The 16,025-nt window shown below is 43.8% G+C and carries 14 protein-coding genes; all 14 read right to left on the reverse strand.

The window, feature by feature from the left end; genetic code table 11:
• Positions 1–387: 387 nt before the first annotated feature.
• Positions 388–1,164 carry an MBL fold metallo-hydrolase gene (locus AC0YN6_RS03750; protein WP_475745231.1) on the reverse strand — a complete coding sequence of 259 codons (777 nt, stop codon included), beginning with the start codon at positions 1,162–1,164 and terminating at the stop codon, positions 388–390.
• Positions 1,161–1,835: a GNAT family N-acetyltransferase gene (locus AC0YN6_RS03755; RefSeq protein ID WP_475745233.1), complete on the reverse strand. Its 675-nt coding sequence runs from the start codon at positions 1,833–1,835 to the stop codon at positions 1,161–1,163. Before AC0YN6_RS03755 ends, AC0YN6_RS03750 begins: the two co-directional genes overlap by 4 nt.
• Positions 1,836–1,890: 55 nt before the next feature.
• Positions 1,891–2,550, reverse strand: coding sequence for a GNAT family N-acetyltransferase (locus AC0YN6_RS03760; protein ID WP_475745235.1), 660 nt, complete (start codon positions 2,548–2,550; stop codon positions 1,891–1,893).
• Between the two features lie 44 nt (positions 2,551–2,594).
• Positions 2,595–3,455: a carbon-nitrogen hydrolase family protein gene (locus AC0YN6_RS03765; RefSeq protein ID WP_475745236.1), complete on the reverse strand. Its 861-nt coding sequence runs from the start codon at positions 3,453–3,455 to the stop codon at positions 2,595–2,597.
• A 25-nt stretch (positions 3,456–3,480) separates the two neighbouring features.
• Positions 3,481–4,839: a HAMP domain-containing sensor histidine kinase gene (locus AC0YN6_RS03770; protein WP_475745237.1), complete on the reverse strand. Its 1,359-nt coding sequence runs from the start codon at positions 4,837–4,839 to the stop codon at positions 3,481–3,483.
• Positions 4,836–5,534 (reverse strand): response regulator transcription factor, encoded by a 699-nt coding sequence (locus AC0YN6_RS03775; protein WP_475745239.1) that lies wholly within the window; start codon positions 5,532–5,534, stop codon positions 4,836–4,838. Before AC0YN6_RS03775 ends, AC0YN6_RS03770 begins: the two co-directional genes overlap by 4 nt.
• Positions 5,535–5,745: 211 nt before the next feature.
• On the reverse strand, positions 5,746–7,296 hold the full coding sequence (locus AC0YN6_RS03780) for an ABC-F family ATP-binding cassette domain-containing protein (RefSeq protein ID WP_475745241.1): 1,551 nt from the start codon (positions 7,294–7,296) through the stop codon (positions 5,746–5,748).
• An 85-nt stretch (positions 7,297–7,381) separates the two neighbouring features.
• Positions 7,382–8,998 (reverse strand): serine/threonine protein kinase, encoded by a 1,617-nt coding sequence (locus tag AC0YN6_RS03785; RefSeq protein ID WP_475745243.1) that lies wholly within the window; start codon positions 8,996–8,998, stop codon positions 7,382–7,384.
• A 148-nt stretch (positions 8,999–9,146) separates the two neighbouring features.
• Positions 9,147–9,977 (reverse strand): glycoside hydrolase family 88 protein, encoded by an 831-nt coding sequence (locus AC0YN6_RS03790; protein WP_475745244.1) that lies wholly within the window; start codon positions 9,975–9,977, stop codon positions 9,147–9,149.
• A 192-nt stretch (positions 9,978–10,169) separates the two neighbouring features.
• On the reverse strand, positions 10,170–11,186 hold the full coding sequence (locus AC0YN6_RS03795; protein WP_475745246.1) for an SAM-dependent methyltransferase: 1,017 nt from the start codon (positions 11,184–11,186) through the stop codon (positions 10,170–10,172).
• 1,337 nt (positions 11,187–12,523) lie between these two features.
• Positions 12,524–12,856, reverse strand: a complete 333-nt coding sequence (locus AC0YN6_RS03800) for a cyclic-phosphate processing receiver domain-containing protein (RefSeq protein WP_475745248.1) — start codon at positions 12,854–12,856, stop codon at positions 12,524–12,526.
• Between the two features lie 40 nt (positions 12,857–12,896).
• Complete coding sequence (locus tag AC0YN6_RS03805; RefSeq protein WP_475745250.1) at positions 12,897–13,721, reverse strand: Fpg/Nei family DNA glycosylase; 825 nt, start codon at positions 13,719–13,721, stop codon at positions 12,897–12,899.
• 38 nt (positions 13,722–13,759) lie between these two features.
• Positions 13,760–14,572, reverse strand: coding sequence for a TIGR01457 family HAD-type hydrolase (locus AC0YN6_RS03810; RefSeq protein WP_475745252.1), 813 nt, complete (start codon positions 14,570–14,572; stop codon positions 13,760–13,762).
• Between the two features lie 133 nt (positions 14,573–14,705).
• The gene (locus AC0YN6_RS03815) at positions 14,706–16,007 is read right to left on the reverse strand and encodes a ribonuclease H-like domain-containing protein (protein ID WP_475745253.1); all 1,302 of its coding nucleotides are present in this window, start codon (positions 16,005–16,007) and stop codon (positions 14,706–14,708) included.
• Positions 16,008–16,025: the final 18 nt, after the last annotated feature.

A 16,025-nucleotide genomic window follows, 5' to 3' on the forward strand; every position in this document is an offset into this window, starting at 1 on the left:
CCATTCCTGTCTTTGATCGATAACTGCTCCAATTTCATCCATTTCCATCGTCAACAAAATCGTTAACATGAAAATGGATATAAAAAAAACCGCGCTGCGAGAGCACGGTGATTGGGGCCGCTGTCGAATTGCTTCAGGCGGAAATCCTCATGTCCAGAACTCTTGGCGTCAGATCACGAAATAAAGCCTTGCATCTCGACGCAATTGCACCGGGACTCATTGCAAGACCAGCGTTCATCTGACCATATCCAATTTATGAGTTAAGGACACCAGCAAACATTAAAATTTCCCCTTTAAAGCATAATTGTAGATCCGTAAAAGGATTCTTACATAATGTACAAAAAAGACAAGCGTCTTGTCAAGCATTGACTAACTTAATCGTTAAGCCTATAAAGTGATTTCCATTCCCGTTCGCGCAAATTGCAGTTGACCAGGCAGTTTATAATCTCTTCGAAGATCGATATCATGTGACATGTGAGTAAGGATGGTCCGTTTCGGGCCCCATTTATTAACAAGCTCTATGGCTTCAATAACATCATAAACAGAACGGGTTTCATAGGCATAAGGCTCTTCATAAAAGCTAGTACCTAGTACAAGCAAGTCAAGATCTGCCAAAGGAATTTGCTGCTCATCCGTCAAACCTATGGAGTCCGAGCAATAAACCCACTTGCAGCCTGTTTCCGTATGCTCGAAACGAAATGCGTAGGCGTATCCGTTTTTACCGTGATTAACACGCCAGCTATACGCTCGCCATTTGCCGATCATAATCGGTTGATCGAAAGAATGGAATTGAATCTGATTGCTTAGCCAAGGAAAACGATCCAAAATCTCCATGATGACTTCAGAAGGTGCAAACGCCTCGCCTCTCTTCTTCATCCATCGGCAAGCATCAGCCCACTCCACCAAACCTCCAATATGATCAAAATGTGCATGAGTGATAAGCAGAGTATTAATCTCGCGTACAGCTGCCATTTCTAATTGTTTCGCAAAGTCAGTACCGCAGTCAATCCATACCGTGCCTGCATCCTCATCTTCAATCTGCAAAGATGATCTGAATCGACGATTTATGTTCGTATCCCGTGCTTCCGAGCATACCTCACAATTACAATAAATGCGAGGTACACTCATGGAATCTCCGGTTCCTCTAAAAATCAGTCTCGTCATAGCGGCAGCAGCTCAAACGACTCCGATGCACGGATTTGTTCCATCATTTGCAGCCATTGTTCCGGCTTATTTGGCAGTGCAGCATAGTAGCCTTCTAAGAATGATGCAACAAGAGCCGCTTCAATAGTTTCCTGCTCTTCGTCCCTCGGCAGGAAGCATAAATCTAACTCTGCAACTGCTTGTCCTTCGTGATCCCAAGAAGGATGAACATAGGAAATAGCGATCCGTTTGTAACCGATATGCGACAATACTTCGCGACGAACATACGGATTCATAGGTGAGACACCTCCGAATGTATGCTCTTCTGCCCGGTACGGATCATAGACCTCAGCGAACATGCCCAGCGGAACTGTTCCGGATTGCTCGGCAAGCCTCTGCAAATCGCGTTCCCGATTACGAAGCAGAAAACGCCCAATGCCTAGCGAAGGTTTCCCGATAATCGTAAAGTCAGTCATTGCTACACGCAGCTCTGAATAATAACGATATTCCGTTGAGCCTACTACTTCACCCTCATGTATCGCAACATAAACATGTATGGAGGGATCTTCTAGCGGCTCACGCCATAGCTCGTACGCAAGCACTTCCTCAGGTGGAAATATCGTTTGAAGAAGCTTATGTAAGGGTCCAAAATATTGGTCTTCTATTGATGTAATACGATGATAGATAAGCATAAAGTTGTTCCTCCAATATAAAAAATTGATTTCACAGTAATATTTCCCTTTGCTTTCATTTAAATGGATTCAGCCATTCCATGATCACCGCACAGTTATGCGATTGCTCATCATCCAAATAGTTACGGGCAATACCAATTGGCATTCGTCCACATCTAAGTAGAAAAGTAATGACAGGGTCTTTGTATTCGCCGCTCAGCACGTTTTCCAAATATGCTTCTGGTGACATTACCTCCGAAAGTACTCCATAACCAGGCATGCGACCGCCGCCTAGCAGTCTACGCAGACCTAGATGTACGACCGTCTCGTACATCGTCTGCATCATCCATTTGCCAATGCCTGATTTACGATATTCCGGAATTACGCAAACGTCTATTACATATAGCGTATCTCCGTCCTCATTATGATTTCGAATATAACCGCTATCTGAGATCGACTCCCAATTATGTGTATGACCGTAATCATTCATGTCGATTTTAAGTCCAGTCATCGATCCAATAATCCTACCATTCACCTCAGCGCATAAAGCTCCCTCTTGAAAACGTGTAACATGTTCAAGAAGCTGCTCATTATTCCACAGTAGCTCCTGCGGGTAAGGAGGTGGAAAGCTCAGTCGTTGAACTTCAATCAAAGCTTCAAAATCTGCTTGACTATAATTGCGAATTACGGCTTTAACCGGCTTTCCGTCAACAAACAAGTACAGTTCCTTACGCATCGTTTCCCGCCATTCTGCTGGATTTCAATAGAAATAATAAGAAATTAATTCCAATCTGGATACAGATCTGTACGCCGGTCTCGCCAAGTTGTAACGGAGCCCTTAGCTCTAACATCCTCAAGCAGCGACAAATCAAGATCAGCGACGACGAGCATGTCATCATTAATAATGCCTTCACTCAAAATTCCAGCCGGCGGGAAAGGAATATCATTAGGAGCTATAATAGCTGCTTGTCCGAAGTTCGCGCGCATAAGATCTACCTTACGAAGTGAGCCGACAGTGCCGGTTGTAACGATATACACTTGATTCTCTACTGCTCTCGCATGACAGCAATAACGTACGCGATAGAACCCATGACGATCATCCGTACAAGAAGGACAGAAAATAACATCTGCCCCCCTCGCCCTTGCCATCCTTACGATCTCCGGAAATTCAATATCATAGCAAGTAAGCATAGCTATCGTTCCATAAGCGGTCTCGAATACCTCAATTCCTTCACCGGCAGACATATTCCAGCCTTCTACTTCTGAAGGTGTAATATGGATTTTATGCTGAACATCTATCTTACCATCTGGATGAAAGAGATGAGCAGCATTAAGCAAGCTGCCATCAGCTTGCTTAATGACATGTGTCCCGCCTACGATGTACACTGCATATTCTGCTGCTAGGGAACGAAATAGATTCAAATAGTCTTCCGTAAAGTCGGGAAGCCTCTCGATTGGGAGTGCGTGTCCTTGCTCGTCACCAATAGACATCAATTGTGTCGTCAAAAACTCCGGAAACAAAATAAATTGCACTCCGTATTCCGAAGCATTACGCACATAATGTGTCACTTGCTCTGCAAATTGCTCAAACGAGTTAATATCAGCCAGCTTATACTGTACTGCTGCCGTACGAAACTTCATTTGGTATAGCCTCCATTTATTATCGTTAGTGTTTACGCTGTTTAAACTGAAGTGTAATCGTTGTGCCTAAATCTGGCAAGCTAAACACATCTACCTTTCCTTCATGCAAATCAACGATACGTTTGGCGATAGACAAACCAAGACCAACTCCGCCGGTTGCACGGCTTCTCGCACCATCGACGCGATAGAAGCGCTCGAATAGATGCGGAATCTCGTTTTCCGGAATACCCATTCCTTTATCTTTGACCTCGATTTTTACGATATGCCTTACGAGCGTAATCGTAATATCGATAGGGTCCTTCGAGTATTTAATGGCGTTATCGAGCAATATGACGAGCAGCTGCCTAATTTTGTCCTTGTCTCCAACCATTCGAACAACCTTGGACATAGCTTTCACCCGAATCGGTCGGCCAAAGGTCGTTTGCAGCATCGTAGCTAGCTCATCGACAACTTGAACGACATCAAAAAGCTCCTGCCGCAGCCAATCCTCTTGCTCCGCCTCGGCCAGCATAAGCATCGACTTCGTCAAATTTTGCAAACGGTTAGCTTCCTTATCAATCGCTTCAATCGCTTCATTCCGTAAGCTCTCATCATCGCGACCCCAGCGTTTTAACATTCCAGCATAGCTGCTGATGACCGTTAACGGAGTTTTGAGCTCATGTGACGCATCGGCTACGAATTGCTTTTGCTTGGCGAAAGTTCGATCTAGTCGTTCAATCATTTGATTGAACGCTCGAACCAGCTGCAGCAGTTCTGCTGATTCCTCGCGATTACTAAGCTCAATTTGTCTTAGCTTACCGCTTCGGTCAATTTCTCGCATCGTATTCACCATTTGTTGAATGGGAGCCGTTAGTCTCGAGGTAAACCAATAGGTACCGAATATGGCGAAAAGAATCGCACCGCCGCTCGTCACACTTAACGCCGCGACCAGCACCTGCAAATAATTGTCCAATTCGTCCAAAATTCGATTAATCTCAAGCATTGCGATTACACGATTCCCATCGTATAACGGCACCCGCATGAACAGAATACGCTCTCCGCCCTTCGATATCATCCCGGTATGATGATGAACCTCAAAGGCCGCAGGAAGCTGTTGCAGCACTTCGTTCGTCCCCGTTATATTCACGACCCTATTATTAGGAGCAATAATACGAATCATTTCGTTTACGTTGTAATACTCATTGAGCAGCTCCGGATAATTTAATCCTCGACCGCTCTGAATTCGGGGATTCTCAAGCATGAGATTCACCTTATTCGCAATAACCTCTTCTTCACTCTCCGTCGTAATTTTGATCACATAGAAATAAACAAAAATATTAAATAGGATCAGAATGAAAATAAGCCAAAAAATGGTGAAAAGCGTAAACCGTTTGCGGAGTGTCATGCATCTGGCTCCTTAACCATATAACCTACTCCGCGTACTGTATGAATAAGTTTATGACGGTAACCCTTGTCCAACTTCTGACGCAAGTAACGGATATAAACATCAACTAGATTTGTTTCACCGATGAAATCATAACCCCAAACCTCTGATAAAATATCTTCACGTGACTTTTCTTCATTTTTGTTTTCGACTAGATATACGAGCAGCTCAAACTCACGCGGCGTCAGTTCGATTAGAATGTCCTTGCGATAGACTTTGCGCGTACGAAGCTCAATCGTCAGGTCTCCAACTTTAATCATGTCTGAGCCTTCCGCTTCCTTAGGGTACTGCTGGAATATGCGCAAAATATTACGCACACGCGCCAGAAGCTCCTCCATTGCAAACGGCTTTGTAACATAATCGTTAGCGCCATGCTCGAATCCGCTTACCTTATCCGGTACCGTATCGCGAGCTGTTAATAATATAATAGGTACTGGATTACCTGCTTGTCGCAGAAGTCGCAGTACTTCAATTCCACTCATCTCAGGAAGCATCACATCAAGCAATACAAGCCCCCAATCACCCGTTGAAGCCATTTCATAACCTGTTCTGCCATCAGCGGCAGTTCCTACGGTATAACCCTCATGCTCTAATTCAAGCTGTAAAATCCGGGAGATACCCGCTTCATCTTCTACGACAAGTACACGTTCTTTCATCCTAGAGGATCACCTGCTTCCAGTTGTATATGATTGCATTCGAATTAATTACATCTTGTTCGATAGGGACGGTTAAATTTATCATAATGAACACGTTTCACAAATGCAAGCAAGCCGATCTACATGTAGAGTAGACCGGCGTTTGCCGCGGAGGTATTTACCCTCAATTAATTAAATCGTATGAAGTTGATACTGTTACTTTTTACTTCTACTAGTTTTGCATTGACCATGCTTCGACATCCCATGTTTTTGTAGCCATATCCTCATAGAATTCAGGTTCATGAGATACGAGAACGACAGTCCCCTTATAGGCTTTAAGAGCACGCTTCAATTCTGCTTTGGCTATGACATCCAAATGGTTCGTCGGCTCATCGAACAAAATCCAATTGCTCTCGCGCATCATGAGCTTGCAAAGACGAACCTTCGCTTGCTCACCACCACTAAGCTGATTAAGTGCACGCGTAATATGCTCATTTTTCAAGCCGCAGCGTGCAAGTGCACCGCGTACCTCTGACTGCGTCATGTAGGAAAACTCATCCCAAACGTCTTCCAACGGTGTCATCGTCGGAGCTTTTGCTTCTTGCTCGAAGTAAGCTGGGTTCAAATAATCGCCGAGATAGGTCTTCCCATCAAGCGCTGGAATTTTACCTAGTATCGTTTTGAGCAGTGTTGATTTTCCTACACCATTGCAGCCCACGATAGCTATTTTGTCACCACGTTCAATGACCATGTCCATCTTAGGCAGTAGCGGCTTCGTGTAACCGATAACCATTCCTTCAGCTTCAAATACGGTTTTACCGCTCGTTCTAGACTCTTTAAAGTTAAACGTAGGTTTCGCCGCTTCCTCTGGCTTGTCGATGCGGTCAATCCGATCTAACTGTTTTTCACGGCTCTTCGCACGACCGGAGGTCGATGCCCGCGCCTTATTCTTTTGAATGAATTCCTCTTGCTTCTTAATAAAATCCTTTTGTTTCTCATATGCATCGATATGTTGAGCTTTGTTCAAATCAGCCATCTCAAGAAACTTATCATAGTTGGCCGAGTAGCGTGTGAGCTTCGTAAATTCAAGATGATAGATCGTATTAACTACTTGGTTCATGAAGCTCGTTTCATGAGAAATAAGAACAAAAGCATGCGGGTAGTTTTTCAGATAGTTGGTCAACCAATTGATATGCTCTTCGTCCAAATAGTTGGTAGGCTCATCAAGCAGAAGAACGCCTGGCTTCTCTAGCAACAGCTTAGCAAGTAGAACTTTAGTCCGCTGACCACCGCTAAGCGCTGTAACGTCGCGATCAAGTCCAATCGCATTAAGACCTAAACCATTTGCCATCTCATCAACTTTAACATCAATTAAATAGAAATCGCCGATCTCAAGCTCTTCTTGGATCTCGCCCATCCGGGTTAGCAATTCATCAAGTGTATCTGCATCCGCGTCGCCCATTTGATTCGCAATTTCGTTAAGCTCTGCTTCCAATACGAGCAGCGGAAGAAATGCATCTTTCAGAACATCACGAATAGTTTTGCCTTCTTCAAGCTTCGTATGTTGATCCAAGTAGCCGTAACGAACGCGCGGTGTCCATTCAACCTTACCTTCGTCCTTCAACAGCTTACCTGTCAAAATATTCATAAGTGTTGATTTGCCGGTTCCGTTCGCACCAACAAGCCCAACATGCTCCCCATCCAATAAGCGGAAGTTAACATTTCGAAATAGAACTCTATCTCCGAACGTATGTGATAATTGCTCTACGGTTAACAAACTCATTGTCTCTATCTCCATTCATATATAAACCATAATCATAAACTGCTAATTTTGTCGTTTTGCCCGTATCATTGTACCACAGAAATGGTCAATTTGTGTCAGTTTCCTTATAAAGGAGCTTTAAAATAGGCAAAAGAGCTTGATACAGTCTCTTGTTTAGACGTGATTCATCCGTTGCCCATCTTCCTCTCCACTGCATGGAGAGGAGCATGTCATCCGGGAGCCGCGGTATTATAGCCAGCGGTTTTTCGGGAAATATGGAAAGCCATTCGCTTCGGCCATGGAATGAAACATCTTTATTTGCGATAAATACCATTTTCCCGTCAAAGTCATTCATCTCTTGTTTCAAAGCAACAAGCTTGTTTAATTCACTTGCTTTCCATTTCTCGACGAAGGGGTCTCCAATGACCAGCACAAACTGTGCTTGCTTTACCTGCGCTAGACTGGTCGGTTCATTCCATTTCCCAGAAAAATCGATCAGCTGAAACATACCTTCTGAATGCTTCAGCATTTGTGCGAAGCGCTGAACATCATGTTCAAAATCAGAATACTGCTCGGGGTGTATCGAATACCACTCAATAGATAATTCTTCATGCTCGTAATGGACGTAACGTTTCTCGAGCGATTTCATATCCGCTGCACCACGTTTGATCATCTTTTTATTCCCAGATAGCCATGCATGCCAATCAGGTCTCGTATCGTCATATTCGACTGCCGTAACAGATACGCCTTCCCTCCCGATCAAGATAGCAAGTGTACGCGTCAAAAAAGTTGCTCCTGCACCTGGTGCTAAGGATAACAAAGCAATCATCTTATTATTTTTTTGTGAATAGGGTTGGTTGTTCTCATGATTTATACCCCAGTAATTAGCATTTCGGGACCCACTTAATAAAGCTAGAGCCTCTTCTACATCAGCGATAGTGCGGTATCGATATTGCGGGTCTGATTGCAGCAAACGACTCAGCACCACTTTGAATGCATCCGGTATATCAGGCTGCAAATTTGTGAGCACTTCCTGCACCTGAGTCAAACCCGTCATAGGTCCGTATATCTTTCCTTTACTAGCCATGAAATAGAGGAGTGCTCCTAGACCGTAAATGTCCGTTCGCTCATCACTTTGCCCCGTTCCTGCTTGCTCCGGAGCTGCGAAGCCATGTGTTCCTAGCTGCACGGTATCCTGATCTTTTCCTTGTTTATATTGGCGTGAAATACCGAAATCTATGAGCTTTACATTTCCTGTCTTATCGCTCATCACATTTGAGGGCTTCAAATCACGATGAATAATAGGCGGATTGTGACTATGCAAATAACGCAGTGCAGCACAAAGCTGAAATCCAATATGTAATATTTGTAGGAAAGTCAGTCCTCCCGTATAGGAACGGAGAAGGTCCGCAATGGTTTGTCCTTCGATGTATTCCATCACAAGTGCTTCATATTCATGATTTTGCGGCGGAAAGTAGTCAACAATTAACGGTAAATTTGGATGCTCTACCTTCATCAACATTTGCGCTTCCTCCGCATATCTGCTGCCGCCTGGCAAAGGAGCAATGACCTTTATCGCTCTTAGCTTACCTGCCAACTTTAAATCATCAGCAGCATATACAACTCCCATCCCACCGCGACCAATTACACTAACAATCCGATAACGACCGCCGATAATCGAACCTCGTTCATAAGGTGTAAACAAAACTCCCTGTCCTTCCATGCCATTTCCTCCTAAACAATAATTGAACAAAAAAAGGCATCCCGACGCTGCTTGTAAAATTACAAACAGCATCAGGATGCCTTCCTGATTTCCTAGCTATTAGTGCTACTTTATCATATAAATCAAGGATGAAACAATAAAAGATTGATTAAAACAAACGTTTTTTCGAGTTTAAAAGCTCAGCTAGAGAAGCTAGTACTAATCCTTGGCCCCAGCCCTGTACACGTTTATAAGCAACATCGCAATAACCCTGCTGATCATTCATGACAGCTGTTCCTGCTGACACATTCAGTACAGCACCGTCCTCCGTAATTTGACTCAAAATACCATCAATCGACCGTTGAATGTATTTGTTGTATAAGGAACCAAAGGCGAATAATCCAGTCGCTATCCCTGCAGACCCTGAGGTTTCAAGATAAGAGCTCTCGTCATTCAGCACCGTATGCCATAATCCATTATCAGCCTGCAATCTTACAAGTGTGCTAAGCTGATCACGCATCGAGCCTTCAATAATCATGAATGATGGATGCTGAACGGCAATATGCGGCAAAGCCTTTGCCATCGTAAGAGCAGCCCATGAATTACCGCGAGCCCAGAAGATGGAGGACATATGATTTTGCGCGATATTGTCCCAGCCATGATAATACAAATTCGAGACAGAATCCTGCAAGAAATGCTCATGACCGTGATATTGCTTTACCTCTAAATAATCGGTACGTCCGAGTAAATGTCCCATCCGAACGAGAAAATAACCAGCCATCATAGCAATTGCAAGCGGTCGGTTAGCTAATTGCTGTAAACCAACATATTGGTTTGACCATTGCCATACTCCGATACCTTTATTCAATACGAGGTGATTGTCTTCAGCACCTTTGATTTGAGCCAATACGTCTGGCGATGGCACTGCGCCATTAACCACTAGTTTAGCCAACATACCGAAGAAATCGGTGAACAACTTATCATCTTCGTAGAAGCTCATTTGCTGCAGCTTGAGGAGCAAGCTTCTTCCAGTAATCAATCCATACAAACATTTTGTGCTTGATTCGCAAATTCATATAAAGCGCTTTCAATTTAGGCATCAGTCGAGACATCTCCAAGCGATAACAGCAGCTTTCTAATTGTGTAGATTCGAAAAAGAGCGCCCTCCCTAGCTAAAGGGGGGCAGCTCATGTTATTTCTTAATCAAATATAGTGTAATCTCTTCTCTATTGTGGAACAATTGCTTCGCTTTTTGAAGGACGAATTCCGTTGAAAGTCTTGAAATGACATCCCTTATCGTTTGAAGCGGTTTCCGATGCATCAGCTTTACTGTAATAATAGCTGTTCCACCCTTCGTTAAAGCTGGCTCCAGATCTAGAACAAGCTTACACATCATCATAGGACTCCAGCTCATATCGCACACAAGCAGTTGGAATGAATCTGGATTAAACTTCACTTCTGACGCATTGCGCTTTAAATAGGTTAACGTTGGATAGGCCATTAGTGAAGGATGTAATTCTGCAGGATCAATCGCCGTAACCCGCAAGCCTCGTTCCAGCAATAGTGATGTCCATCCGCCAGGCGCTGCTCCAATATCGAGTGCATTCTGAAAACCAGCATAGTTTAGGTTGAAAGCTCTCTCCGCTTCAAGCAGCTTGAATTTGGCACGTGATACTTGTCCCTCTTCCCGTTGAAAACGAACAGCTCCCCCTGGCCAATCCGACAGCATATCTGATGGCGAACCGAAACCGATATAAAGCTGATTAACCGCCGCATAGATCGCAATAATGACATCCGGCTGCTGCACGACAGGCTCAGCATCGATCTCTTCCAGCACGGCATCAATAACAGATTTGGTATCAGCCACCGAGTATACATACTCTGATTTGGACGCACGTCTAATATGAACCGCCACTCGTTTGTTTTCTAAAGTCAAAACAGCATGTCGGACCATACTCGATAATTGTTCTAGATCATTCGCATTACCTGTAATTTCAATCGTACGATCCACCGGTTGCACATGACGTAAAAAAATCGGCTCATTTTGCAGAATAGACTGCAGCGTCTCTTCCCGCGATAATGGGCTCGACATTAGAAACACTTCACCTGCTGCAAGCTGTGTAAAAGCAACACCCTCTATCAGCTTCCTAAGCTCTTCCATTGCATATGGTGCATAAGTTTGATTAGCTGTTCCGATCCATTGACTCACGTATGTTAAACCTCTTTCGTGTATGATTACCCATAATCCCTTTTTTCGAACCCACCCAAACCCTCCCTTCCAAGGGAGGGCCCCAAGGGTTGCACCCTCTGGAGACCCGCAACTGGACTAACATGGGAGCTAAAACGTCACATGCGCGATACGTCTGCGGTGGATCGCTTTCGTCCCTGCGGGACACGCTTAACTTTGGAGGAATTTATAGTGAATATACTGATTATAGTGTTAAAAACTCAAGATGCGTTAGGGAGTAGATATCCTTTTGTAATAACAGATTTACTTCATAGCATATATTTACATATTTTAGGAAAAATTTATAGCCTTTAAATATGTTATCCATGTATTGTGGAGCAATTGAAGCATTTATATATTTAGCTATTTAGCCTTAGATTGCATTATAACCGAATATGTCACATTTCGTGAAACTTTTCGAGTAATATTTATATAATTATTACTTTTACAACCTAATTCACATTAATGCGAAAACCCATCTCATTGTCCACAAAAGCTCGTCCCTGTACAAAACTTGAAAAAAATAGGTCTAGATTCTAGACCTATTTCTATCAAATGACTTAATTTACTCCAAATAAGTCTAGATATTATACTTATCCTAAGTAAATTAAGTCCATTTCCTATAGTATTCACAAAATCGGCGGAAATAGATCTAAAAACTAGATCTAATTTCGCCAAAACAGCATATTGACACCAAATAAGTCTAAAAATTAGACTTGTAGCAAACCGGATCCTCTTTTTCAGTAACCACTTTTATTTCTTAATTAGCTTTAAGAAATATAAAGCATTCATTACAACATGCACGCACTGAGAAGGTTCAAATCTTACCAATGAAAGCATGTCCCGTAGGGACGAAAGCTTTCAATGCTCTGCTCTATCCAAACACGCGCACGCTGGTTAATCTCCTACGTTAGTGCAGTAGTGTGTGTGCAGAGAGGGTGCAAACCTCTCCAATGAAATCGTGTCCCGTAGGGACGAAAGCGTTCGATGCTCTATCCAAACACGCGACCACCTGTTAAACTCCTACGTTAGTCCAGTAATGTGTGTCCGGAGAGGGTGCAAGCCTCTCCAATAAAAGCGTGTCCCGTAGGGACGAAAGCGTTCAATGCTCTATCCAAACACGCGACAACCTGTTATTCTCCAACGTTAGTCCAGTTGCAGGTGTCCAGAGGGTGCAACCCTTGGGGCCCTCCCTTGGAAGGGAGGGTTTGGGTGGGTTCGAAAAGCCCTTAAGGGTTTGGGTATTAGTCCCTTAAGGGTCTGGGTGTAAGCTACCTTGAGGGCTTCGGGGTGTAAAGCCCTTAAGGGTCTGGGTGTAATTACAACCCAGCTATATTATTAATGAGCGCGTCCGGCATCGGACCATTAAATAGCTTAGTTTCAGCCGGCGCGTTCGTTGAGAGCATATGGTACATTTGCATGCGTCCTGATGCACTAGAGGTGTGTAAGTAAATTTGCTCGGGATACCGGCCAGTTTCAACGATATGACGCACGACCTCGTAGCCAGTAGGCTCTGACCATCCTAGATCGTAATCGAGCGACAGAATTCCTACCTTCTCGAGATCAAGCAGCTGCTTACACTCTTCTGCATTAAGCGCAAGTACAAAACCTTTTGGGCATGAGCGGTAATCGTCTAAATAAACATGAATCATAAATGAATCCCCCGTTCAACCGTTAGACTCAAACGCAATGCTAACTGATTTCCTCATTCTGTTGACAATTCGGACATGCATACGCTTTGCGATTAGACACATCTATCTTCTCGATCATAGTGCTGCAGCGTGGACAAGGTTCACCCTCACGATCATAAACTTGAAAATGATTACGATGTTTACCCGAAAAGCTATCACCGGCAAAAAACGGATGATCTCCCGCTCCGCCCTGTGAAATCGCTTCCTTGAATACACTATGCATCGAAGTATATAGGCGTTCCCATGTTTCGCGTTCAATCACAGGAATTTTAACATCTGGACGAATGGCTGCTGCAAAACAGATTTCATCGGCATATACAGCTCCGATCCCAGAGATCACATTTTGATCAACTAAAGCCGTTCTTATCGCGACTCTCTTCTTAGCAAAAAGCCCAATGAATCTCTCCAGCGTCACTTTCTTGTCTAGTGCATCTGGTCCAAGACGTCCGAGCTTTCCTTCGACTTCTCTCACCGTTAAAAGCTGTAAATCATCTGTTCGCAAACCTAATCCGTACAATACAGTTTCGCCAAAAATAAGCTTTAGCTGCGCGGTGCGATTAGGTTTATCCGCTTCACTTCCTCTATACAAATAAGCCCCTTGCCCCAAATGCAGCAATAGACGTTTCCCATTATCTAGGTGCAAGACTAGGTGCATTCCTCTTCTTTCTACAAACCAAACTTCTTTCCCGATAATGTCCCGTTTGATTTGATCCTCACTGGCTTGAAAAACCTTGTCATTAGATATCTCGATACCGGTTATTTGGGCGCCTGCGAATTGCTCCGTAATCAGGACCCGATAATTTTCCAGTTCCGGTAGTTCATACATGAAAGCTCGCTTCCTTCCTATGTTCTTCGTTTGAAATCTTATATTTCTCTATGGTCGGATATATAAGAACGAAGTTCTTCTAAGTGATTGCATACAACAGTTGGCTTACACCCTGCAATGCCCATATAATATTCCATATTTTGCGCAGTTGTGAGTCCAGTTAAAACAAGGATCGTACCACAGCCGGCAGCTTCACCGAATGCGATATCTGTTGCTAAATTGTCGCCTACTACCCAGGTTTTATTAGCTGTTAATCCGATGGATTTTAAAGAATAGTTCAAAAGGATAGATGATGGCTTGCCAATTAAGATAGGCTCTTTACCGCCTGCTGCCTTCAGCATCGCTCCAATAGAGCCTGCCCCCGGTATAAGCCCATCGCCCGATGGCAGGAGCAAATCTGGGTTTGTCATGATGAATGTTGCCCCGTTGTGAATATGTCGAACTGCCTTCGTTAAACGTTCGTATGTGAAGGATCGGTCTATTCCTTGTAAAACAAAATCAGGTTGTTCCTCTGTCAGCTGTAAGCCAGCTTCTTGAACGGCTTTCTTTAACCCTTCCTCACCTACTACGAATACAGCAGCTCCTGGTTTAATTGAAGCAATATGCTCAGCAGCAGCTTGCGCAGATGTGCATACGTCCTCAGCAGCAGCAGGTATACCCATATTCATCAGCCGATCTGCTACGTCTTCAGGAGTCGATGATGAATTGTTCGTAACAAAGCGGTAGGGCAGCTTCGTTTCTTTCAAATAAGAAATAAGAACATCTGCACCATCTATTCGATGCGTCCCATGATATAAAGTACCATCAAGGTCAATTAATAAACCATGCATTGCAGGTCGTTCAGTTGTCATAGCTTTATCCTCCCAAGCATAAACGGAAGTTGCCACAACCATCGCAGCTAAGCTGACGTATTCCGTTGAAAAGTAAGCTGTATGGTAGTGATGCAACGATCTGTTTACACTGTTCATTCCCATTAAAGGTTGCTTATCTATTAGGTTTCGATATTTTACGGCGAAGCCTTGCAATACGATTTCGCAATGCTTCGAGCTGCGCTCTTTTTTTGGCATCGGGACGAACGAGCTGTGAATGATTCAATGAATGCTCAAACGCCACATTCGCATAACCTAATGCCGATTCATAGTCTTTTAACTTGTGCTCGTTATACATAGCAAGCTCTACGCTCGCTTCATGGGCAGATGAACCAAAATGATTTGAAGAACGAATAATTGCCTTCTGCCACAATAACACAGCGCGTTCCCAATTTCCAGCCTTCTTGTCTCGAGAAGCGAGCATAACAAGCGATGATGATTTCGAGTGCTCTGCTCGCACAGCCAAATCGAATAATTGGTTAGGCAGCTCGATTTTGCCCATACGTTCCAGCCAGAGTCCTGTACGAACCATCTCCTCGGGCTCATCTGGAAGCGGTATGAATGTTTGAATGTTTCCGTTTAATAAATGCCCAAAACGTATAGCTAGACAAGCAAGAGAGAGCATATCAATTTCATTATGACGAAAAACACCTTCTAGAGGTGCCGGATCTCCACTCGCCAAAAATTGAAAATAAAGTTGAGGAGCTAAAGAACCCGGAACATCATCTACTCGTTCAATGCCGAGCCTTTCTTCTTCAACATGACTTAATTTACAGGAAACGAGCGTATTTCGCCATATAGATCTTGCGGGATGCAAAAAATCAAGATGCTGAGGCTCCCACATTTTAGTGCCAAGCCCATTCATAATAAAGCGGCTTTGGACTAACGGCCAATCGAAGGTCTTGCCATTATAGGTCGACAAAAAAGTATAATTGTTCAATTTCTCCATCAAATAATGAAGCATTGCCCGCTCCTCAGCAGGGTGTCTAATTAAGGCTTGCTCGATGACAAAATGCTCCTTTGACATATAACCTATGCCAATCATGAAAGGAATGTTCCCTGCGCCGACACCTAAACCTGTTGTTTCCAAATCGAGAAACAATATCCGCTCAGCCGCCATCTGAGATGCGGGATGAATAGCAGACAAACCAGGCGCAGCTTCATGAAGCTCATTTAATGCATGATGACCGTGTCGATAATTTGCCGGATAAATGATTTTTCGAAGTAGAAAGCTGCCTATTTCATTCTTAGTTAGCTTGACATCAAATGTCTCCCACACGGGGGAAATCCATTCCTCATCATCCGTCAGCTCCTGCTCTATCTGTTCTTCAATCATAGTTGTCGTCGGTTCAATTGGTTGGTTCTGCTCCGTGCTGATTCCCCGCAACCGATTCATTTTATCGCGCATTCCGCTCATCGATTGCCCTCCGCTTCT

Source organism: Paenibacillus sp. J22P15, from assembly GCF_056269345.1.